General features: G+C 56.8%; 16 protein-coding genes and 3 pseudogenes. 11 read left to right on the top strand and 8 right to left on the bottom strand.

What is annotated here, in order from left to right; genetic code table 11:
* Positions 1-14: 14 nt before the first annotated feature.
* Positions 15-452, bottom strand: coding sequence for a 2-amino-4-hydroxy-6-hydroxymethyldihydropteridine diphosphokinase (gene folK, locus GA0071314_RS00685; RefSeq protein WP_074394844.1), 438 nt, complete (start codon positions 450-452; stop codon positions 15-17).
* 148 nt (positions 453-600) lie between these two features.
* Between folK and GA0071314_RS00680 the strand changes: the two genes are divergently transcribed.
* Complete coding sequence (locus tag GA0071314_RS00680; protein WP_074394843.1) at positions 601-1,347, top strand: SDR family NAD(P)-dependent oxidoreductase; 747 nt, start codon at positions 601-603, stop codon at positions 1,345-1,347.
* Between the two features lie 69 nt (positions 1,348-1,416).
* On the opposite strand, the gene ybiO is transcribed toward GA0071314_RS00680, so the two are convergent.
* From ybiO to trhO, 4 genes are all read right to left on the bottom strand, one after another.
* Positions 1,417-3,819 (bottom strand): mechanosensitive channel protein, encoded by a 2,403-nt coding sequence (ybiO, locus tag GA0071314_RS00675; RefSeq protein WP_074394842.1) that lies wholly within the window; start codon positions 3,817-3,819, stop codon positions 1,417-1,419.
* A gap of 235 nt (positions 3,820-4,054) precedes the next feature.
* Positions 4,055-4,483, bottom strand: coding sequence for a YqaA family protein (locus GA0071314_RS00670; protein WP_074394841.1), 429 nt, complete (start codon positions 4,481-4,483; stop codon positions 4,055-4,057).
* Positions 4,483-5,307 carry an IclR family transcriptional regulator domain-containing protein gene (locus GA0071314_RS00665; protein WP_074394840.1) on the bottom strand — a complete coding sequence of 275 codons (825 nt, stop codon included), beginning with the start codon at positions 5,305-5,307 and terminating at the stop codon, positions 4,483-4,485. Before GA0071314_RS00665 ends, GA0071314_RS00670 begins: the two co-directional genes overlap by 1 nt.
* Before the next feature lie 134 nt (positions 5,308-5,441).
* Positions 5,442-6,395, bottom strand: a complete 954-nt coding sequence (gene trhO / locus GA0071314_RS00660) for an oxygen-dependent tRNA uridine(34) hydroxylase TrhO (protein WP_074394839.1) — start codon at positions 6,393-6,395, stop codon at positions 5,442-5,444.
* A 211-nt stretch (positions 6,396-6,606) separates the two neighbouring features.
* Here trhO and GA0071314_RS00655 point away from each other — a divergent pair, with 211 nt between their 5' ends.
* The 6 genes and pseudogenes from GA0071314_RS00655 to GA0071314_RS00610 form a co-directional block, all read left to right on the top strand.
* Complete coding sequence (locus GA0071314_RS00655; protein ID WP_074394838.1) at positions 6,607-7,296, top strand: pirin family protein; 690 nt, start codon at positions 6,607-6,609, stop codon at positions 7,294-7,296.
* A gap of 214 nt (positions 7,297-7,510) precedes the next feature.
* Positions 7,511-9,487 (top strand): annotated as a pseudogene (locus tag GA0071314_RS19715) (type VI secretion system Vgr family protein); the annotation flags it as partial.
* Between the two features lie 114 nt (positions 9,488-9,601).
* Positions 9,602-13,186 carry an RHS repeat-associated core domain-containing protein gene (locus GA0071314_RS19710; RefSeq protein ID WP_231896570.1) on the top strand — a complete coding sequence of 1,195 codons (3,585 nt, stop codon included), beginning with the start codon at positions 9,602-9,604 and terminating at the stop codon, positions 13,184-13,186.
* Between the two features lie 389 nt (positions 13,187-13,575).
* On the top strand, positions 13,576-15,207 hold the full coding sequence (locus GA0071314_RS00615; RefSeq protein ID WP_074394836.1) for an RHS repeat-associated core domain-containing protein: 1,632 nt from the start codon (positions 13,576-13,578) through the stop codon (positions 15,205-15,207).
* On the top strand, positions 15,204-15,344 hold the full coding sequence (locus GA0071314_RS19425; RefSeq protein WP_156524084.1) for a hypothetical protein: 141 nt from the start codon (positions 15,204-15,206) through the stop codon (positions 15,342-15,344). The genes GA0071314_RS00615 and GA0071314_RS19425 overlap by 4 nt, the downstream gene beginning before the upstream one ends.
* A gap of 151 nt (positions 15,345-15,495) precedes the next feature.
* Positions 15,496-15,747: pseudogene (locus GA0071314_RS00610) on the top strand (type VI secretion system tip protein VgrG); the annotation flags it as partial.
* A gap of 16 nt (positions 15,748-15,763) precedes the next feature.
* Here GA0071314_RS00610 and GA0071314_RS00605 read toward each other — a convergent pair.
* Positions 15,764-16,768: an IS3 family transposase gene (locus GA0071314_RS00605; protein ID WP_231896491.1), complete on the bottom strand. Its 1,005-nt coding sequence runs from the start codon at positions 16,766-16,768 to the stop codon at positions 15,764-15,766.
* Positions 16,735-16,884: pseudogene (locus GA0071314_RS19705) on the bottom strand (transposase); the annotation flags it as partial. The pseudogene GA0071314_RS19705 and the gene GA0071314_RS00605, both read right to left, overlap by 34 nt.
* A 61-nt stretch (positions 16,885-16,945) precedes the next feature.
* Between GA0071314_RS19705 and GA0071314_RS00600 the strand changes: the two are divergent.
* The 4 genes from GA0071314_RS00600 to GA0071314_RS00585 all read left to right on the top strand — a co-directional run bounded on the left by GA0071314_RS00600 (position 16,946) and on the right by GA0071314_RS00585 (position 21,267).
* On the top strand, positions 16,946-17,593 hold the full coding sequence (locus GA0071314_RS00600; RefSeq protein ID WP_074394833.1) for an RHS repeat-associated core domain-containing protein: 648 nt from the start codon (positions 16,946-16,948) through the stop codon (positions 17,591-17,593).
* A 499-nt stretch (positions 17,594-18,092) separates the two neighbouring features.
* Entirely contained in the window at positions 18,093-18,803 is a 711-nt protein-coding gene (locus tag GA0071314_RS19950; protein WP_074394832.1) for a hypothetical protein, read from the top strand.
* 133 nt (positions 18,804-18,936) lie between these two features.
* The gene (locus GA0071314_RS00590) at positions 18,937-20,067 is read left to right on the top strand and encodes a WD40/YVTN/BNR-like repeat-containing protein (RefSeq protein ID WP_074394831.1); all 1,131 of its coding nucleotides are present in this window, start codon (positions 18,937-18,939) and stop codon (positions 20,065-20,067) included.
* Between the two features lie 159 nt (positions 20,068-20,226).
* Positions 20,227-21,267 (top strand): WD40/YVTN/BNR-like repeat-containing protein, encoded by a 1,041-nt coding sequence (locus GA0071314_RS00585; RefSeq protein WP_156524083.1) that lies wholly within the window; start codon positions 20,227-20,229, stop codon positions 21,265-21,267.
* A 123-nt stretch (positions 21,268-21,390) separates the two neighbouring features.
* Here GA0071314_RS00585 and serA read toward each other — a convergent pair whose 3' ends face one another.
* Positions 21,391-22,635, bottom strand: coding sequence for a phosphoglycerate dehydrogenase (gene serA / locus GA0071314_RS00580; RefSeq protein ID WP_074398366.1), 1,245 nt, complete (start codon positions 22,633-22,635; stop codon positions 21,391-21,393).
* Positions 22,636-22,716: the final 81 nt, after the last annotated feature.

Below are 22,716 nucleotides of genomic sequence, written 5' to 3'. Positions count from 1 at the left end.
CGACCAGCGTTAGCTTAACAAAGGTTTTTTTTACGTTTGGCCGCCAAAAGTAACTCGTCAACGGGTACCCGTACGTAGTCATGGTGAAGGTATCCCTCATCCACCAGCTCACCATCCCAGGCGACAATATCGAGATCCATGGTGCGCGGCCCCGATTTAATCGGGCCTCGTACACGCCCCAGCCGGTCTTCCACGCTTTTAAGGTAAGCGCGAAAGTCACTCATCGATAAGCGCGTGCGCACCAGTAAGGCCGCATTGAGAAAGTTTGGCTGCTGTTGGTAGCCGACCGGCGTGGTGATGATCTCTCGAGAGCGGCCCAATAGCTCGCATTCCTGGCAGAGTATATCCAGCGCTTCCGTTGCATGGCGCTCGGGATCAATGTTCGAACCCAGCGAGATAACGCATTCGTGAAGCGTGGTGTCGAGCGGGGCATATAAACGTGGCAGAGACATAGCTAGTCATCCTTGTACGAAGCACCCAGGTAGCTCCAGCCTAGCGCCCTCCAACGTTTGTGCAAGTGCTGTACAATTTATTGACAAACGCTGCCCTCACGCAGACAGTCGTTAAGTCTAGCCAACCTATCACGATGAGGATCGTTCAATGAGCACACCGGCAGCATTGGTCACCGGCGGCGCCACTCGTCTGGGGCGTCATTTTGCCGAATCGCTGGCCGCGGCAGGCTACGATATCGCGCTGCACGTCAATCGCTCCCGCGATGAAGCGGAGGAAGTGGCCGAAGGCATCCGCGCAAAAGGACGAGCCTGCGAACTATTTGCCTGCGATTTCATGCGCGACGACGTAGCGCAACTGATTGAGCAGGCCACGCAGCGATTCCCTCAGCTAAGTGTCTTGCTCAACAGTGCGTCCGCCTATACGCCCGCGCCACTGGCCGAGACTGACTTGGCCATGCTGGAAACCCAGTTCAGGGTGAATCTGTTTACCCCTCTGCTGTTAACTCGACACTTTGCCAATGCGGTCGACAAGGGTCAGGTAATCAACATCATCGATAACAAGGTCGCCTACCACCAATACCCCTACGCGGCCTATTTGCTGTCCAAAAAAAGCCTCGCGGAGATGACCCGCATGGCAGCGTTGGAGTTTGCCCCACGTATCCGCGTGAATGGTATTGCGCCTGGCGTGGTATTGCCTGCTTCTCAGCGCACCAGCGACTATATTGATTGGCGGATCGATGGCATTCCAGTTAGGCAACAAGGCGACCCCGACCATTTGGTGCAGGCATTGCATTATCTGCTCAACAACGATTTTGTTGCAGGGCAAATCCTGTTTGTCGACGGCGGCGAGTCGATCAACCTGGAAGGCCGCCATTCGGAAAACTATCCCGGTTAATGCGGTCACGCTGCGACTAACGCAAAGGGGCCGCCCTGAAGGCAGCCCCTTTTTTTATTGCGCTATTCCCTAGCGCCCATCAGGCGCGTCGGGGTCATCAACATCGCTGTGGTCGGGTTTGAGATGATCCGCATCCGATGTTTGCTGTACATCTTGCGAGGACGCAGCCTTCTGTTGCACGCCGGTATCTTTCTTGGGCGTGGGTTCGGCGTCTTTTTGTTCGGCGGTGGAATCGATCACGCGCACGTTGGCGGGTGGCGCACTGCCATCCTTGTTTTCACCGAAGTAGAGAGTCGTATGCGGGAACGGTATTTCGATACCGGCCTCATCAAAGCGCAGCTTAACCAAGCGGTTGTAGGCACGCCCAACAGCCCACTGGTCACCCGGCGTCGTTTTGATCACCACGCGGATGTTGACCGAGTTATCGGCAAGTGCGATAACCCCGGCAACGGTGAGGTCTTCCAGCAACTTATGGCTGTGCTCCTCGCTGGCCTTAAGATCCTCGAAGGCGACCTTAAGCTGCTCGATGGCTTCGTCGATGCTTTCACGGTAGGCAATACCGTACTCGCCCACGTGGTTGCCAAACTCACGCATGTAGTTGGACACTGTATCGACACTCGAGAACGGCACGATATGAAAGGTACCGTTTAAGTCTCGAATGCCCACCGAACGAATGCTAAGTTTTTCAGCGGTACCGGTCACTCCGCCTACGGTCACCACATCGCCGGTATTCATGGCATTTTCTATCTGTATGAATACGCCGGTAATCACATCCTGCACCAGCTTTTGCGCGCCAAAACCAATCGCCAGACCCAGCACACCGGCACCGGCAATTAGCGGGCCGATGTTGATGCCGATTTCCGACAACACGATCATCCCGGTAATCGTCACCATGGCGATGGCCAGCGCATTGCGGAATAGGCTCAGCAGTGTTTTAGCCCGAGCGGTCGGTTCGCCTATCCCGGTATCCGGGTTGAGCTTGTGCTCGATCAAGCTGGCCAACCCCAACCATGCGCCGATAGCGACGATAAGGATAATAGCGACGCTGGTTAATTTACCTACCAGACCCGCTCCCGCTTCGGAGGCATACCAGGCGGCTAAATCAAAGGCTCCCCAGGCATCCAGCACCACCATGATCACCGCCACTACGATCACTGTGCGCAGAATACGCAGCGCGTTGGGCACGTAGCTATTAAGGCGTTTCTCCAACAGCGGCAGTTTGCGGCGCATATCGGGCGATAGCTGAATTCGCCGACCAATAGTTTGGGTGATAAACGCCGAGACCAGCAGTCCTACGACCACCGCCGCCAGTGTTTTCAGCGTGGCGAACAGCACGAACGGCAGTGCGTCACCAGGGCGAACCAGCGTCAGCACAAAGACCATTAGGAAATAGAACAGCGCGAACAGGTGCCAGGTGCGGGCAAACAGTTGAAACGAAACCCGGCTTGCCGTCAGTGTTGAGCGCGCACCCACGGCGTTCAAGTTATCGCGTAGCCGTACACGATTTTTCAGCACCACCACCACGGCATAAATAAACGCGAACAGCATGATCAAAGTGCCGAGTGCCTGACCGAGCGATGCAGACAAGTAAAAGTTGACTAGCGGCACCACCACCATTAGCCCGTAGCCGACCATGCCGATCAGGCGGGCCAGCCAACGGTTCCAGTACGAGGCTTCCCGAGCTGAGATTGGCAGTAGACGCAATCCCTCGTAGCGCGAGGAAAATAGCATCCGCACGGCGGCTTTCAGCAGTTCGATAATTAAAAAGGCATTGAGAAACAGTGAGGCTCTCGTCGACAGATCACCCGTTTCGCCGACCGCAAAGGTCGCTATGAGGTTACCACCCACGTAAGCAAGGGCCACCAGCAATACATCAATCACCGCGGCAACTGCCACACAACCAATCAGGCGCAGTACAGGGGTCAGGCCTGAGCCCTCCCGCGACCAGCCGCTGATCTTGGTGAATAGCGGTTTCGCCAACCGACGGAACACGACAAACATCGCAAAGGTAGCGGCAATCACGATGCCCAGATTAATCGCGGCGCTTGTGAAAGCCGCCATGTCAAAAGTGCTTTCTCCGCCACCGACAAAAAGGCTACTTACCAACGACACTATTTGCTCAAACTGACTACCCACATCACTGACAACGCTGCTGGTAAGCTCCGCCAACTGGCGAGGCAGCGACACGTCTTCAGGGGCGATATCACTGCCTTGTGCGGCTTCTTCAGCAGCTTCCGAGTCAGATTCGGAAAGCTCCGCGGCTTGGCTGCGCAGCAAATCAATGAGCTCCTGGCGCCCCTGCTCATCCTCCAGCAAGTCCGCCAGGGATTCATAAGTTTGCGGCTCAGTCGCCTGTGCAGCGTCGCCGTTGTCACTGTCCGCGCCGCTTTGCGCAAACGCAGGTGTTGCAATCATTGCAACCAGCGTTATCAGCCAAACGCCGAGCCAGGGTAGTAAACGTAGTGGCGTCACACCGAAGTCTCCCTTTGATGGTGAGTCGTCTCATCAATCAAACGACTGCGCTTATTTATGCAAACAACAATTAACACGTCTCGACATGTAAGCATTGTACAAGTTGCTAAGCCTAACATGACGAGGAGCGAAAAGAGGATAGGGCCGCGTTGTTATATAACAACTTTATACACGCCGTTGCTTATCGCAACGGCAGTGAGACAGTATGCAAGGCAATAGGGTGTGCCTATGCGGCCTAGCAGTAAGGCCCCAGCCACGACTGCGCCAAACTGAGTATCAGCGCGTAGCGTGCGCCCTTCGCGATCAGAATCCACATCAGCGCACGCCACCAGGCAAGGCGCAGCACCCCGGCCATCACGGTCAGCGGGTCACCGATAATCGGCAGCCAGGAGAGTAGAAGGCTGGCCTCGCCAGCACGGTGATACCAACGTTCAGCGCGAGCAAGCTGCGAGGGAGAAGCAGGAAACCAGCGACGATCCTGGAAACGACGCGCATAGCGGCCTAACGCCACATTGACCAGGCTACCCAGCGTGTTCCCGGCGGTGGCGACGAACCACAACGCGAGGGCGGGCTGGTCCAGGCACCACTGCCGCGCGAGCCAGACCTCCGACCCACCGGGTAGAAGGGTAGCGCTTAACAAGGCCACCCAAAACAGGCTAACCATCAGGGCGAGGTGAGCTGCCCGCCCAGCTGTAGGGTAATCTCATCCGCCACGCGGCGAACCAGCGCGCCCAGCTCCAACAGCCGTGACTCGGGAATCCGCGCCACGGGGCCGGAAACCGAAATGGCCGCCAGTGGCATGCCATGTTCGTCATTGACGCAGGCGGCCACGCAGTGCAGGCCAATGGCATGCTCTTCCCGGTCACAGGCGAAGCCTTGGCCGCGGATACGCTGTATCTCGTTCAGTATAGAGTCGGGCTTGTAGAGGGTATTTTCGGTTACTCGGACAAGCTCGCCCCGTGCCAACAGCTGATCACGGTCATCATCGGGCATCCACGCCAACAGGGCTTTGCCGACGCCTGAGGCGTGCAAGGGTGCTCGGGAGCCGAGCCGAGTAATCATGCGCATCATCTGCGGCGATTCGTGCTGGGCAAGAAACACCGCTGTATCGGCATCGCGAATCCCCAGATTGGCGGTTTCACCAGTTTCAGCCGTCAAGCGACGCAAAAACGGGCGACTGGTGGCGACCACGTCGCGGGCCTCAAGAAAGCTATTGCCGATGCGAAATGTTTTCACATCGATACGCCACAGGCCCTGCTCGTTTTCCTGGCTGACAAAACCCTGGCTTTGCAGCGCCTGCAGCAAGCGGTGGGTCGTGGAAGGGGCTAGATCGGCCATTTCCGCCAGTGCGGATAGCGCCAAGCCTTCGGGGCTGCTGGCTAGGTATTCCAACAGATTTAAACCACGCACCAACGACTGACTATGCCCACCGCCAGCTTTCGCCGTAGTGGCCGGCCGGCCAACGGTCCTGCGCTTTACGTCACTCACCTGGCTCTCTCCTGAAAAGCTCTCGTGAAGGCACCTCTCTCAAAGGCGTACAGAGCATAAGGATAACGTGCCAACCTGGCCGCTGTCGCGTTTACGGAAATGCATTCCACCCCGGCGCATCCGTCACTAAGACGCTAACTGGACGAGGCTTTACGCATATCACGGCCCAGCGGATGGGGCTCGCCGCGGGCTTTGGCTAAGTCAATCTGGCGCTGACGCTCACGGGCCGCGGCGCGGGTTTTCTCGGGCAGCGAGTCGATGCAGTGAGGGCAGCTAATGCCGGGCTCGTAGGCAGACGACTGCATATCCTCAACTGAAATCGGCCGACGGCAGGCGTGGCACTGCTCGAATTCGCCTTCGCTTAAATCATGGCGAACGGTCACCCGGTTATCGAACACAAAGCACTCGCCGCGCCACAGCGACTGTTCTTCGGGGACTTTTTCCAGGTAGTTCAGCACGCCGCCTTTAAGGTGGTAGACCTCGTCAAAGCCTTCCTTGAGCATAAAGCTGGAGGCTTTTTCACAGCGGATGCCGCCGGTGCAGAACATGGCGACTTTTTTATGCTTTTCCGGGTTGTAATGCTCGCGCACGTACTCGGGAAATTCGCGGAAGGTAGTGGTTTTAGGGTCAACCGCCCCCTCAAAGCTGCCGATCTCCACTTCGTAATCATTGCGCGTATCGATCACCAGCACTTCCGGGTCGGCAATAATATCGTTCCAGTGCTCCGGCTCGACGTAGGTGCCCACGGTGTCGTTGGGGTCAATGTCAGCAACGCCCAGGGTGACGATCTCTTTTTTCAGCTTCACCTTGGTGCGGTAGAACGGCGGCTCATCGCAGAACGACTCTTTGTGGTCGATATCGCTAAAGCGAGGGTCGGCGGTCAACCAGGTGAGCAGCGCATCAATGCCCTCTCGGGTGCCGGCCACCGTGCCGTTAATGCCTTCTTTGGCGAGCAACAGTGTGCCTTTCACGCCGTTGTCCAGCATGGTTTGGTGCAGCGGCTCACGCAGCGCTTCAAAGTCATTCAGGGTGACAAACTTATACAGCGCCGCGACCACAATACGCGGCGGTGAGGTAGGTGCTGACATAACGATCTCCAGGTAGTCGCCCCCGTAAAAGGCGGACCAGGTGAATTAACGCGCGCATTCTAGCAAAAACTCTGGCGCAAAGCGCGCGCCGCTCAAGGGCGACCTCAATACGTCGATTTATTCGATGTGATCATTGAGAAACCTTCACCCCACACCCTGGGCGAGCAGGCGTATATTAGATGCCATCCTGCTTTATATTTTGGAGCTTACAATGAATATCCGTCGTTCAGAGGAACGGGGCTACGCCGACCATGGCTGGCTGCGTTCCTACCATACATTTTCGTTTGCCAATTACATGGACCCTAACCACATGGGCTTTCGGGCGCTGCGGGTGATCAACGAAGACCGCGTGTCCCCAGGCCACGGTTTTGGCGCCCACCCGCACCGTGATATGGAGATCATCTCCTACGTGTTGGAAGGTGAAATGGCCCATCAGGACAATATGGGCAACGGCGAGGTCATGCGCCCGGGTGATGTACAGCGCATGTCAGCGGGGACTGGCGTGCTGCACAGCGAGTTCAATCACTCCAAGGAAAACGGCCTGCACTTTCTGCAAATCTGGATCGAGCCCGCTGTGCGCGGTATTGCGCCCAGCTACGAGCAAAAAGCCTTTCCGCCAGCCGAGCGCCAGGGCCAATGGCGCTTGGTGGCTTCGCAGAATGGCCAGGCGGGTTCGGTGAGTGTTAACCAGGACGTTAACCTTTACAGCGCCTTGATTAACGCGGGCGAACAGCCAGACATGCCGACCACACGTTATGCTTGGCTGCACGTGGTGAAAGGCACGGTAGAGGTCAACGGCGAACTCCTCAATGCGGGCGACGCCGCGGCGTTTACGCCGGAAGAGACGATTAACCTGACGGGTAAGGCAACGGGGGAAGTGTTGCTGTTTGATCTGGCCTGAGGTCTAAAAGGCGCTGGATTGGATTCAGTTTTTCGTATGGCGGTGCCAGGTATCCGTGTGTCAGCTTTATCTCAAGCGCTTGTAAGCTATTTCTTACGCATGTAAGAGATCGCTGTGACTTGCCCTCAAAGGGTTGTGCTTAGCTTCTGGCTCGCTACTCTGATCGTTTTTATTAGCAGTTGACGATCCAGGGAGCGGGATTATGTCTGACAGGATGGGGGCGGATAAGACAGGTCTGCAATTCACACTAACGCTACCTGGGGTGGACGACATCGCGGTGATCGACTTCACCCACCGCGAAGCGCTCTCCCAACCTTTTGAGCTGGCGCTGAACCTGGCCAGCCGCGACGGCAGCCTGGACGCGGCTGAGCTGCTGGATCGTGAAGCCACCCTGACCATCTGGCAGGACGGCGAACCGCTGCGCCGGGTGCACGGCATTGTTAGCGAGTTTGGCCGCGGCGACCGTGGTCACCGGCGCACCTTCTACTCGCTGGTGTTACGCCCGGCACTGTGGCGGCTTTCCCTGCGCCACAACTCGCGGATTTTCCAGAAGGCCGACCCGCTCACCATCATCAATACCCTGTGCGACGAGCGCGGCATCCGCGACGTGGCCTTTGCCGTCACCCGTGAGCTCCCCGAACGCGAGTACTGCGTGCAGTACCGCGAGACCGACCTCGCCTTCATCGAGCGTCTGGCCGCCGAAGAGGGCCTGTTTTATTTCCATGAATTTGAAGCACGCGACGGCGGCGCCCATCGGCTGATCTTTGCCGACGACCCACAGCTACTCACTAGCCTAGGCGAGCGCAGCTACCACAGCCGCGCCGGGGGCACCGCCCCCATGCGCCATGTGCGTAAGCTTAGCCATACCGCCCGAGTGGCGAGTTCGTCTGCCACGCTGAAAGACTACAGCTTTAAAAATCCCGCCTACGCGCAGTTGCATGACCATCTGGGCCGCGACGTTGAGCAGCATGGTCAAAATACTGACTACGAACACTACGACTACCCTGGCCGCTATAAGCAGGACGCCTCCGGTGAGCCCTTTACCCGCATCCGCCTGGAACAGCTGCGTCGCGAAGCCATCACTGCCAGTGCAGAAAGCGACCTGCCCGAACTGGCCCCCGGCCTGCGTTTCACGCTGACCGACCACGACACCGACAGCCTCAACCGCGACTGGCAGGCGATTGAAGTGAATCACGTCGGCGAGCAACCCCAGGCGCTGGAAGAGGACGGCATAGTCCTTAAAGAGAGCCAATCAGACAGTGCCGGCATGACCCGTTATCACAACCAGGTCACGCTGATTCCAGGCGATGCCCCCTGGCGCGCCACGCCCACCCCCAAGCCCCGCGTCGATGGCCCCCAGGTCGCCTTTGTGGTCGGCCCCGACGGCGAAGAGATTCACTGCGACGAACACGGCCGGGTCAAGGTCCAGTTTCCCTGGGACCGCTATGCCGAGCCGAATGAAACGGCAAGCTGCTGGGTGCGGGTCGCCCAAGGCTGGGCGGGCGGCGGCTACGGCAGCATCGCCATTCCGCGTATTGGCCACGAAGTCATCGTCTCGTTTCTGGAAGGCGACCCCGATCAGCCGCTGGTCACCGGGCGTACTTATCACGCGGTGAATACCGCGCCCTACCCGCTGCCGGAAAACAAGACCCGCACGGTACTACGCACCCAAAGCCACAAGGCCGAGGGCTTCAACGAACTGCGCTTTGAAGACGAAGCCGGTGAAGAGCAGATTTGGCTCCATGCCCAGAAAGACCTGGAACTGCTCACGCTCAACGACCGCACTGAAGAAATCCGCCGCGACAGCCACCTCAAGGTGCACAACGACCGCATCAGCGAGATCGATAACGACGATCACCACACGGTGCATAACCACCGCCATACGAAGGTAGACGGCGACGACCACCTGATAATCGACGGCTCCCGCCACGAGAAGATCGGCCGCGCGCACCTGCTGGAAGCAGGACGGGAAGTGCATCAAAAATCAGGCGGCAAAACGGTGATTGATGCCGGGGCCGAAATCACCCTCAAGGCCGGGGGAAGCTTCGTCAAACTTGATCCTAGTGGCATTACCATCGTTGGTGCCCAGGTCAAGATCAACTCTGGGGGTAGCTCTGGTAATGGCAGTGGGCAAGCAGCAGCGGCAGCGTTGCTACCGGGAGCCGCGACGCCTGAAGCGAGCGAAAAGATAACGCTTAAGCCCAATGACTCAACCCTGCTTTCCTCGATTGGTAATCTGCTGGATTTGGAAGACTCCGCCATTCTCGATGGCCTGGCCGACAACTGCAGCGCCTGCCAACCGGCGGTGGGTAGCCCTGTCAACCCGCTGTTGGGCGCCAAACTGCTGCCCGCAGAGACGGACTTTGCGCTACCGGCCCCACGGCCGTTTGTGTTTAGCCGTGGCTATCTCTCCAGTAACGGCGAGGTAGGCGTCCTGGGTCAGGGCTGGTCGCTCCCAGGCGAATCACTGGCCATTACCCTGAAGGACGATGCCTGTATCGTCCACGATGCCCAGGGCCGTCAAATTACCTTTGGCGCACTGGCCCCCGGCCAGGCGCGCTTTTCGCCCACCGAGCAGCTATGGATCCGCCGTGGGGGCGACTCAACCGATGAAGAGAGTCACGCGCCTCGCTGGCAAGCCCTGGATGAGGCGCTACGTAGTGACCCTGAGCGTATCGTGCTCAGCGATACCAGCGGGCTTTACTATGTGTTTGCTGCCCCAGCCGATAGTTCTTCAGACGATAGCGCCCGCTGGCCCTTAATCGAAGAGCGCGACCGCAATGGCTATACCACCCAGTACCGCTGGGAACGTGATCTGCTGATGCGGGTAATCGACAGCGCCCAGCGCCACTATCAGCTGGTCTACGATGGCCTGTTACCCGCCATGCAGGGCGATACCGGCCAACGTTTAACCGGCGTCAAGCTGGTGCAGGAACACGACGGTGAGCTGGCGGACGAGTGGCTGGTGCGCTACTCCTATAGCCCGGTGGGGGATTTGATTGCGGTGCGCCACCGCCACGGTGAAGTGGTGCGCGAGTTTGAGTGGCAAGACCATATGCTCACCGCCCACCGGGTACCCGGTGGCATGGAAGCCCACTACACCTGGGATCGCCACGCGCCGGATGGCCGCGTTGTGGGCCAGCAGGAAGCCGGTGGGTTGTCGCGCTCTTATACCTATCATGTGGATCACACCCTGGTCACCGACAGCCTGGGCCGGGAGGAGCGCTACCACTTTTTCGGCAGCGGCCCCGGCCGCCGCTGGACGGCGCACACCCGCGCCGACGGTTCGCGGATCGAGTTCCGCTATGACCGCGCCGGGCATAAAGTCGCCACCGTGGATCCGATGGGCCACGAGACGCTGATCGAGCGGGATGAGTACGGGCAGGTAATCGCTCAGATCGACCCGGATGGTGCGCGCTGGGCCATGGAGCGGGATGTCCTGGGCCAGCCGATCAGTATCGAAGGGCCGGAGGAGCAGCGCTGGCAGATTAAGCGTAACGAGCTCGGCCATCCGCTGGACGTCACTGGGCCCGAAGGCACCACCGCCTTCGCATACGACAATGCCGATTTGCCCGACCGCCCCACGACCCTCACCGATGCGGGCGGGGCCACCCACCAGCGCGAGTGGAATGCCCTGGGCCAGGTCACCGCCCAGATCGACTGTTCTCAGCAGCGTACCGAGTACGCCTACGACCGAAACGGCTATTTGGCCAGCGTCACCAATGCGTTGAACGAGACCACCCTCACCCAACACAACGAGATGGGTCGGCGCATCGCCACCCAGCTCCCCGACGGGCTCTACTGGCACCACCATGTGGATACCCTGGGGCGCTTGGTAGAGTTGGAAGGCCCCCAAGGCTTTCGGCAGCAGTTCTTCTTTGATGACTACGGCCGACCGGTGCAGCGCATTGAGGCCGACGGCAGCCAGCAGTTTACCGCTTACGACGACATTGGCCGTCTCAGCGAACTGACCCTAGGCAACGGCGCGGTCTACCGCTTTGCCTATGACGAGATGGATCGCCTTGCCAGCGAGACCGGCCCCGATGGCCGCGAGCAGCAGTACCGCTACGATGATGCCGGGCGACTGATCGAACGTATCGAAGCCAACCGCACAGGCCCCGACGACCAACCGCTGGTCACCCGTTACGACTATGACGCAGCCGGTCGCCTCACCGCCCGACACCTGCCCGCCACGGAGCACGCCCCGGCCAGCACGGAGCAGTATCAGTGGGGAAGGAATGGTCAGTTACTTAGCGTCACCAACGATAATGGCGAAGTGGCCTTTAGCTACGACCGCGCCCAGCGCTTAATCGGCGAACAGCAGCGGCATGCCGTTAGCGGCTGGCAGTGGCAACTCCAGCATAGCCTGACGGCGACAGGTGCGCCCCAGGCCAGCCAGTTCGGCGACCTCCCGGCACTCAACTGGCACACCTACGGCAGCGGCCACCTACACGGCCTAAGCGCCCCCGGCCTGGATCTTGAGATCGCCCTGGAACCCGACGCCCTGCACCGGGAGACCCAACGCCGCCTCAGCACCAGCGCCAATGCGCACAATCAGCCGCTGGTGCTGGAGCGAGGCTACACAGAACTGGGCCAGTTGGATCACCTCACCTTGCGCAGCCCGGACAGCACCAGCCAGCAGGACTACCAGTACGACGCTCTGGGCCGGATGAGTTTCCGCAGCCTGCAAGGCGATCCGGCAGAAAAAGTCATCGCCTACAGTTACGACGCCGCCGGGCGCTTGATCGGCAGCCAGCACGGCGATCATGCCCACCGCTACAGCGTGGATGCGGCGGGTAACCGGTTAGAGCAGGGTGTAGACAAGCAGCAAGGACTGACGGATAACCGCCTCACCCAACTCAAAGGGGCGCGCTATCGCTACGACGGCGCCGGCAACCTGATCGAACGCCAACAGCCCAATGGCGAACGCCTAACACTGGGCTATGACGGCGCCAATCGCCTAGTGCACCTGATCCACGCCAGCGAGCTGGGAGCGACCCGCGAAGCCACCTACCGCTACGACGGCCTGGGAAGACGCATCAGCAAAACCGTGCGCCACACCAACGGCACCTCCGCCACTACCCACTACGGCTGGGACGGTGATCGAATCGTACGGGAAGAAACGGACGACCAGCGCACCACCGTCGTCTACGAGCCAGGCAGTTTTGTGCCCCTGCTGCGTATCGACGACACACAGCAAGGCCAAGTACTCAGCGCCTATATCACCGACGCCCTGGGCACCCCGATGCAGCTGGTCACCCCCAACGGCCAATCCCGCTGGCTCGCCGAACCCGACGACTGGGCAGCCGTCAAAAACCAACGCGCCGTGCGCAACGTTACCCAACCGATCCGCTTCCAAGGCCAGTGGCACGATGAAGAAAGCGGGCTTTACTACAACCGCCACCGCTATTATGACCCGCAGCAGGGGCGGTATATTAGTCAGGATCCGATTGGGCTCAGCGGTGGTACGAACTTGTATGAGTATGTGACCAATCCGACAGAGATGGTGGATCCGTTGGGGTTGTTTGATCGCCCAGGGGATATTGATCGATCTGGTCGCCAAGGACGTCGTCCAGGCGATCAATCTAGTCGGCCAATAAGGCGTACCGGCAATCCTTATTCTCGCTTTCCGCCTGCGCCTAGATCAAATTTAGAAAAGATAGGGAACTGGGGGTTAAATAAGGTCTGGGGCAAAGTTACTGGTGGACTTTCCAAGATTGACCCTGCTACTGCTGCGGTTTCGAAAGTTCACCCTTTCTTTGTTTTTGTGGGGGGGATGATTAATATCAGCGATATTAGTGTCAAGCAATCCAGATACTATGATCTTGATGGTGATGGGCTTTCGGATAGACACTTTGAAGCGGGGACGTGTGTCCCGGGTGAAAATTAAATGATTAAACAAGTAAGTTCGGATATTTGGAGAATAAGGCTGGTGGAAGGCGTGGTAATGCTTCCATTGTATGTCCTTTATTTTCTAGCCATTATTAAGCTTCCCGGATTAATTCAATTGTTTTTTTTTATAATTGGTTTTTTTAGCTTTTCGCCGCTGTATAAGTTTTTTTTTATAACTAGGCCATCATTTCTTAAAGCCATACCTAGACTTGGCTTTGCGTTGTTTATCTGGCTCTTACTTCCTGCTCTATTCTTTTATGCCTATTGATAGGCTGAAAAAGGGAGTAATAAAAAAACGCAACATGGATGTTGCGCCTATTCATCACCCACCAAAGGAGGCATGTTCTGTTTTCCTTGGCGGTAGCGTACCAGTAAGCACCTTTCGGCATGACTTACATAAAACTTCGGTATATCGTCAGCAGCGGCCACCTGCACGGTATGAACGCCCCCGGCCTGGATCTTGAGATCGCCCTGGAACCCGATGCCCTGCATCGGGAGACCCAACGCCGCCTCAGCACCGGTGCCAATGCGTACCATCAGCCATTAATGCTGGAACGAGGGTATACCAACCTCAGCCAGTTGGATCACCTCACCCTGCGCAGCCCGGACACCACCAGTCAGCAATCCTATCAATACGACGCCCTGGGCCAGATGAGTTTCCGCAGCCTGCAAGATGATCCAGCAGAAAAAGTGATCGCCTATCGCTACGACGCCGCCGGGCGCTTGATCGGCAGCCAGCACGGCGATCATGCCCACCGCTACAGCGTGGACGCGGCGGGTAATCGGTTAGAGCAGCAAGACAATCAGCAGGCGCTACCGGATAACCGCCTCTCTCAGCTCAACGGTACCCGCTACCGCTACGACGGTGCTGGTAACCTGATCGAACGCCAACAGCCCAACGGCGAACGTTTAACCCTGAGCTACGACGGCGCCAATCGCCTAGTGCACCTGACCCACACCAGCGAGCTAGGGGCTACCCGCGAAGCAACTTACCGCTCCGATGGCCTAGGCCGCCGCATCAGCAAAACCGTGCGCCACCCTAACGGCACCACGGCCACCACCCACTACGGCTGGGACGGTGATCGAATCGTTCGGGAAGAAACGGACGACCAGCGCACCACCGTCGTCTACGAGCCGGGCAGTTTTGTGCCCATGCTGCGTATCGATGACACCCAACAGGGCCCATTAGTCAGCGCCTACATCACCGACGCCCTGGGCACACCGATGCAACTGGTTACCCCCAACGGCCAATCCCGTTGGCTCGCCGAACCCGACGACTGGGCAGCCGTCAAAAACCAGCGCGCTATGCGCAACGTCACCCAACCCATCCGCTTCCAGGGCCAATGGCATGACGAAGAGAGCGGCCTCTACTACAACCGCCACCGTTACTACGACCCGCAGCAAGGTAGGTACATTAGTCAGGACCCGATTGGCCTCAATGGCGGCACGAATTTGTATGGCTACGTCACCAATCCGACGGGGATGCTGGATCCGCTGGGGTTGTTTGGGGCAAATATGCATCATTTAGAGCCATTTGGTGTAGCTGCACGGGAAGCACAAGGTGCTAATAGGCCAGCACCTACACCAAAGCCTGCGGGGCAGCACTTGACAGGCGGGGATTACCGTCCCGGTATTGGTGCATTATTCCCATCCAGCACGTCAGCCTTTGCGAAAGATCCACAATACGCAGAAGCGCTAGAATTCCAGGGCGCATCACGTAACAACATCACGCTGCCTGCAGCTTCAGCCGCGTTGGGAGCCCCCATGGTAGGTGCCGCCGCACCTGGGGCAAGTAGTGCTTCCGCCGCAGGCGCCAACCAACTTAGCCTGCGTGCTCTGTGCAGTGTTGCGACCGTCTCGCCGGGGGCGGCTGTTGGAGTAGCGAATCCAGGTGTACAAGGCGCGGCTTTAGACTTCATTGATAGCGCTGTGGGAGGAACTAGCCCTACGCCGGACTTTTATGGTGCTGGCGGTTTTTTAATAGACTTCTTCACAAGCCCCAAAGAGGTTTTGAGATGAAAAAATATCAAGAAAAACTATTAAGAAAGGCTAAAAAAATTAATTTTGGTTTTTTGCTTCTTGGAGTGCTGTCAATAGCTGCTGGTATAAATGTTTTTTTCACTGGAGAAATAGGGAGGGGGGGGGGTATTAAATGATGAAAGCCTGAGAAAAATTTACTCTATTTTATTAGTAGCTTTAGGGATTGCCACTCTAATTTTTCTTACAAAAAAAAGGATCAGTAATGAAAAGTTAATCACATGCCTGGGTTAAACATACTTGGCCGGGAGGAGCGCTACCACTTTGTTGGCAGTGGCCCCCGGCCTGCGCTTTAGTCTGACCGACCACGACGCCGACAGCCTCAACCACGACTGGCAGGCCATTGAAGTGAACCACATCGGCGAGCAACCCCAGGCGCAGGAAGAAGACGGTATGACCCGTTATCACAACCAGGTCACGCTGATTCCCGGCGATGCCCGCTGGCGCGCCACGCCCAACCCCAAACCCCGCGTCGATGGCCCCCAGGTCGCCTTTGTGGTCGGCCCGGAAGGCGAAGAGATTCGACGTCACCCCATCTTCAGTAGCACCCGGGTTTAGAGTCAGAAATAACTTTATCGTGTTTTACCACCAGTTGCTCGGCATAGGCTGACGGTGTCAGCCCTCCAAGACTCTTCTTCGGTCTTTCTTCGTTGTACTCCCGCCGCCATGCCTCGATGACAGCCTGGGCGTGTTGAAGGCTGGTGAACCAATGCTCATTTAGGCATTCATCTCGAAAGCGCCCATTGAACGATTCGATGTAGGCGTTTTGGTTGGGTTTTCCAGGTTCGATTAAAAACAGGGCAACGCCACGTAGATGCGCCCATGACAGCATGGCGCGCCCACAGAACTCCTTTCCATTATCCGTACGAATGGCGCTCGGTAGGCCACGTTGTAGGGCCAGGTGATCCAGAATACGTGTTAAAAACAGTCCGCTAATGGCACGTTCAGGCACGATCGCCACGGCTTCATGGGTGGCGTCATCGACAACCGTGAGGCTCTTTATCACTCGTCCGTCTGCCGTCCGGTCAAACACAAAATCCATTGACCAGACCTGATTGGCAGCCCCAGGGCGACCAAGTGGCTTTCGCTCAGACATGGGAACCTTCTTGCGCTTGCGACGCTTCACCTGCAAGCGAGCTTCCGCATACAGACGCTCAACACGCTTGTGATTGACCGGTTCTCCGGCCTGACGCAGCTTCAGGTAGATCATGCCAGCGCCATAGCGGCGATGCCGGTGTGCCAAGGCAACAATGCGTTCACGCAATGTCTCATTGCGGTCAGGGGCCGGCTGGTAGCGCAATGCACTGGCACTCATACGAATGACACGGAGCGCTCTGCGCTCACTCAGGCCACGTGACACCATAAAGCGCACCACGTCTCGGCGTGCCGGGGCGCTCACCACTTTTTTCTCAGCGCCTCGCGAGTGACCTCCATTTCCAGTAGCGACTCTGCGAGCAGCTTTTTCAAGCGTCCATTTTCGGCTTCGAGTTCTTTGAGTCGCTTGGCATCGGGGACGCTCATGCCGCCAAACTTGCTCCGCCATAGATAGTAACTGGCTTCTGAGAAACCGTGCCGACGGCATAGCTCTTTGATGGGCAGCCCCGCTTCGGCTTCGCCCAGGAAACCAATGATCTGTTCTTCGCTGAAACGCTTCTTCATGTCCAATCTCCTTACCCATAGGATCGGACTCTAAAGTGTAGCGCTACTCAATCAGGGGGTGATGTCGCAGGGCCAATGGCAAGACGAAGAGAGCGGGCTTTACTACAACCGCCACCGCTATTATGACCCGCAGCAGGGGCGGTATATCAGCCAGGATCCGATTGGGCTCAATGGTGGCACGAATTTGTATAGCTATGTGACGAATCCGACGGGGATGGTGGACCCGCTAGGGTTGAGTGGTGGGCCTTATGGGCTAGGCGGCGGCCCTTATTCACAGTCAAGTCTCATTTCCAGATCTGCGGAACAGGCCGAATCAGCAACTAAGAGCTGTAGCGTCAGTAGTAATCATTTGATTGGCTTTGGGCAGGGAGCTGCATCTGTTATAGGAGGAAATGTTAATTTCCTCAGAACTCTATCTAGAAATGTGGGGCTGCTAGGTAGAGAAGAGATGAGGCGAGTAACAATAGAGGGTAATACAATTGATGAGGCAGCTAGGCTCTATGCTTCGAATGACTTTGTGCGCGAAGAGGCAAATTCCAGAGTAAAGGATTACTGCGGCGAAGGATTCATGGCTGGAAGAGCTTTCATGGGAACACTTACCCGCTTGGGCCCTACCGCTTTATATGGTGATGTGTCCGAAGCGGTAGAGGATCTAATCAAAAAAAAATCCTCATGTGGAAAACGAAGAAGTTGTCTACCGAGCTCTTGAGGCAATGTTTCATGGGAATTAAAACACCTGTAAAAGCATTAATATCTTTTTGTTTTTTTTGCGCTTTCTTATGGGTTAGTTTACTGCTGTATAGAGAATACTTTGCCGTATGGATGTTAATATTATTTTTATATCCACAGGTTATGGGAGTACCAAAGGATGATGGATTTTGGAAAGTAATGATTTTCATCAATCTTTACTTTTCTGCACTGACTTCCATGGTGCTCGATTACTATATGTGACCATATTAATTCCGGATTCAACCAATAATCGCAACCTGGATATTGTCCCTTCACATTCGCAGAAGAAGAGCGCTAGCTGTCTCGTCATTGACCGTGATACTGGGGAAATAAGATGACGCTATGTCATAGGGGCGAAGGTATACCCTCTATTACAACGATAGTCGATGGTTATTTGTATTTTGGCCGTATTTCCGGTCATACGGCGTATTGGAGTAGCGCATTAGTCATGCGTATTGTATAGAGCTTCTGCACTGCAAATGATTATTAACCAATATAAAGATGACGATCAGCACTGTTGGCTGGTGCGCTACTCCTATAGCCCGGTGGGGGATTTGATTGCGGTGCGCCACCGCCACGGCGAGGTGGTGCGCGAGTTTGAGTGGCAAGCGCATATGCTCACAGCCCACCGGGTACCCGGCGGCATGGAAGCCCACTACACCTGGGATCGCCACGCGCCGGATGGCCCGGTGGTGGGCCAGCAGGAAGCCGGTGGGCTGTCGCGCTCTTATACCTATCATGTGGATCACACCCTGGTCACCGACAGTCTGGGCCGGGAGGAGCGCTATCACTTTGTGGGCAGTAGCACCGGCCTGCGCTTTAGTCTGACCGACCACGACACCGACAGTCTCAACCGCGACTGGCAGGCCATTGAAGTGAACCACATCGGCGAGCAACCCCAGGCGCTGGAAGAGGACGGTATCACCCAGGGGGATGCCAACGGGATGACCCGCTACCACAACCAGGTCATGCGGATCCACGGCGATGCCCACTGGCGGGCCACGCCCAACCCCAAACCCCGCGTCGATGGCCCACAGGTCGCCTTTGTGGTCGGCCCGGAAGGCGAAGAGATTCACTGCGACGAACACGGCCGGGTGAAAGTCCAGTTCCCCTGGGACTGCTACGCCGAACCCAACGACACCGCCAGTTGCTGGGTGCGCGTTGCTCAAGGCTGGGCGGGCGGTAAATGAAGGTCTCAGCGCTGTGGAGCAGGCGCTCGCGGCTGATGAATCATACACGCTAGGAGCCACTATGCGCCGATATCAGTGGGCAGCAGCAACATTGGTCATTTTGATAGCAGGATACGTGATAGGGAGTGGGGGCATGTGGGAGCGCATCAGTAACAACTTTATGAAGGAAGACACCCCTTACGGGCCGGGGGATTTTCGAATGAGTGGTGAGCAGATATTGTCAATGAAACTCACGAATCCTGAAACTACTTTCAAGCATAGAACAGATGAAGAAGTGAACGCGAATGTTAAGCTTGAGTACAGTGAGCACTGGATGGCCAGTCCCGCTGAGCGTGCCAACCGCCGCACAGTACGCATCCTTAGTGGCTCGCTTGAGGAAGGGGTTGAACGGCGCTTTGAAGAGCCTGCTCAGCAGGCCGACTGGTGGCTCTCCCCTGATTGGGATACCCTCTATCTCGCGACGGGATGGATGGACTATCACATGGATCCTGCTCCGGGCGAGCGCTACACGCCGCAGCTCACCCAACTCTTTAAATCTACCGACCAGGGCGAGTCCTGGGAGAAGTTACGCTGGCCCGAAGACCAAAATATTTCAACATTTCGGTTTCTCGATGCCCAGCGGGGCTACCTGATTGGCTGGGGCCCCCACATTTGGCGCACCGAGGATGGCGGTGAGCACTGGGAGGAAATCCCTGTGCCTGCGGAAGCACGTGATCCGGAAGATGAACGGCAGCGTTTCGATTTAGTCGCCCTCGGTCAGGATAACGTGCTGCGTATGGCGTTCTTCGATCAAGCCCGAGGCGAAAGCGTTATCTACTCACTGCCGTGGGGAGAAACCGAACCACGCTTTGAGGTCGCCATCGGCGATTACGGTGTAAATGATATTGCCGCGAATGAGCAAGGTGAGGTCTATATTCTCGCCCGCAAAGGACGCCCCATGTCGCTGATGCCCAAAGAGCAGTTGATACATCACCCTACATCTATCTGGCACTGGAATGGCGATCAATTGGCAGAACTGCACGAGTTCGACAGTGATCTGGTGGGCTATGCCCTCTATATCACGCCGGAAGAAGGTTTGTTATTTGATGGCGTGAACGAAGGCAGTCTGTTGGGCAATGATGTGACTGCGGTTAGCTACGATGGTGGTGCTGACTGGCGTATAGAGGATGAAGGTCGCAGCGCTCAGGGGGGCTACTACGACACCCGCACAGGCGAACGTTGGCGGGTGGCTGGTTATTCGCTCTACCGCCGCGAAATTCCTTAAATGAAAAAGCGCTATGGCTTCCTATTAGGGAGCGTGCTATTTGTCTACTGGGCCTTCATCCATGGCACGGAGTGGGAGCGTGTTAGTAACGACTTTATGAAAGAGGACACCCCTTACGGGCCAGGGGATTTTCGGATGCGTAATGAGCAAATTTTGTCAATGAAACTCACGAACCCTGAAACTACTTTCAAGCATAGAACAGATGAAGAAGTAAACGAGAATGTTAAGCTTGAGTACAGTGAGCGCTGGATGTACAGCCCCGCAGAAATAATCAACCGTCGTACGGTACGTATTCTCAGTGGCTCTCTAGAAAAAGGTGTTGAACGACGCTTTGAAGAACCTGCTCAGCAGGCAGATTGGTGGCTGTCTCCAGATTGGAATACCTTATATCTAGCGACAGGCTGGTCAGACCGTACTGCTAATAAGCCTGCAGGTGAGCGTTACCACCCTCAGGCGACCCAACTTTTTAAATCTACCGACCAGGGCGAGTCCTGGGAGAAGTTACGCTGGCCCGAAGATCAAAATATTTCGACATTTCGGTTTCTCGATGCCCAGCGGGGCTATCTGATTGGCTGGGGCCCCCACATTTGGCGCACCGAGGATGGCGGGGAGCACTGGGAGGAAATCCCTGTACCAGCGGAAGCGCGTGATCCGGAAAATGAACGGCAGCGTTTCGATTTAGTTGCCCTTGGCCAGGATAACGTGCTGCGTATGGCGTTCTTCGATCAAGCCCGAGGCGAAAGCGTTATCTACTCACTGCCGTGGGGAGAAACCGAACCACGCTTTGAGGTCGCCATCGGCGATTACGGTGTTAACGATATTGCCGCGAATGAGCAAGGAGAGGTCTATATTCTCGCCCGCAAAGGACGCCCCATGTCGCTGATGCCCAAGGAGCAGTTGATACATCACCCTACTTCGATCTGGCACTGGAATGGCGATCAACTCACTGAGCTGCACGAGTTCGATAGTGATCTGGTGGGCTATGCCCTCTATATCACGCCGGAAGAAGGTTTGTTGTTTGATGGTGTGAACGAAGGCAGTCTGTTGGGCAATGATGTGACTGCGGTTAGCTACGATGGCGGTGCTGACTGGCGTATAGAGGATGAAGGCCGTAGCGCTCAGGGAGGCTACTACGACACCCGCACGGGCGAGCGTTGGCGGGTGGCTGGTTATTCACTGTATCGGCGTGAGATTCCCTAAAGCGTGCAGCACTTTGGCAGCGGCCACCACGGCTTTCTGGCAAGCGTCATCAATGCTCTGAAGAAAAGCAGACTAAAACGGCCCCTACAATGAGGGGCCGTTTTGTACCGCTGACGCTAAGTTTTAGCTATTCTGCGCCGAATAAAGGGCACGAATCTTCAGCGTATGCTCCACCTGTTTCAATGCTTCCAGCGCCTGAGGGCCGTAGGCTTTATCCACATCAATGACCACATAGCCGACTTTCTCGTTGGTCTGCAGATACTGACCGGAGATGTTGATGCCATTTTCAGACAGAACCCGGTTGATCTGCGACAGCACGCCCGGCACGTTGTCGTGAATGTGCAGCAGGCGGTGCTTGTCCGGGTGCGCGGGCAGCGCCACTTCGGGGAAGTTGACCGAAGTGACCGTGGTGCCGTTATCGGAGTAAGTGATCAGTTTTTCTGACACTTCAATGCCGATATTTTCCTGGGCCTCCAGGGTTGAGCCCCCGATATGCGGCGTCAGGATGACGTTATCCAATCCGCGTAGCGGGCTTTCGAACTCTTCGTCATTGCCTTTTGGCTCTACCGGGAAGACATCAATCGCAGCGCCGTTGAGACTGCCTGCTTTGATGGACTCAGCCAACGGCTCAATTTCCACCACGCTACCTCGCGAGGCATTGATTAATATCGCCCCGGGCTTCATCGCGGCGATTTCTTTCGCGCCAATCATCCAGCGTGTAGAGGGCAGGTCAGGTACGTGCAGGCTGATCACATCCGAGCGCCCCAGTAGCTCTTCAAGGTTGGCCACCTGGTTGGCGTTGCCCATGCCCAGCTTGGCGATCACATCGTAATAAATGACGTTAAAGCCCAGCGACTCGGCCAGCACGGAAAGTTGCGCGCCGATGCTGCCATAGCCCACGATACCCAGCGTTTTGCCGCGCGCCTCGTGGGAATTTTTCGCCGATTTCAGCCAACCGCCCTGATGGGCGCGGGCGTTTTTCTCCGGAATACCGCGCAGCAGCATAATCGCTTCGGCAAGCACTAACTCGGCCACCGAGCGGGTATTTGAATAGGGCGCATTGAATACGGCAATGCCGCGCTTGAGGGCCGCATTGAGGTCGACCTGATTGGTACCGATGCAGAAACAGCCAACGCCCACCAGCTTTTCTGCCGCTTCAAATACGCGCTCGCTCAGTTGAGTACGCGAGCGGATACCGATGAAGTGAACATCGCTGATCTTCTCGATCAGCGATGCTTCATCAAGCGATGTAGGCAGATGCTCAATATTCTCGTAACCTGCGTTGTGAAAATTGTCCACCGCGCTTTGGTGGACGCCCTCGAGTAGCAGGATCTTGATCTTGCTCTTGTCCAGGGACGTTTTGGCCATGGCTGAATCAACCTCTATGGTCGGCGGCATGCGCCGTGTAACGGTTCGCGGAAGGCCAATATGGTAGCACATCCGCCTGCA

The sequence above is a fragment of the Halomonas sp. HL-93 genome (genome assembly GCF_900086985.1).
GTDB lineage: Bacteria > Pseudomonadota > Gammaproteobacteria > Pseudomonadales > Halomonadaceae > Vreelandella.
Note: the sequence above shows the minus strand (reverse complement) of the source record. Positions and strands in the feature narration are given on the sequence as shown.